We start from the raw sequence: 281 nt of genomic DNA on the forward strand, positions 1-281 counted from the left end.
GCTATCGTGACAGTTTCACTATCATCACTTAAATCTGAAACTGGTGTCACTGAAATTGTTAAGGTAGAGCTCTGTGTATCACCAGCACCATCAGTAACTGTATAAGTAATAACAGGCACAGCACCGTTGAAATTGTCATTTGGTGTGAAGGTATAACTACCATCGGTATTTAAAGTTAACTCACCTTCAGTGAGAATAACGGTATCACCTGAATTATACGTATTCCCACCAACAGTAAAACTCGTTACTGTTAACGGTCCATCTGCTGTTTCTGCATTATC

At 39.1% G+C, this 281-nt stretch carries 1 protein-coding gene; it reads right to left on the reverse strand.

Annotated features, from left to right (window positions below):
- A partial coding sequence (locus H4J75_RS20545) for a cadherin-like domain-containing protein (RefSeq protein WP_182223082.1) occupies nt 1-281 on the reverse strand: 281 nt, incomplete at both ends.

Origin of the sequence: Colwellia sp. BRX10-1 (assembly GCF_014077545.1) — a bacterium.
Classification (GTDB): domain Bacteria; phylum Pseudomonadota; class Gammaproteobacteria; order Enterobacterales; family Alteromonadaceae; genus Colwellia_A.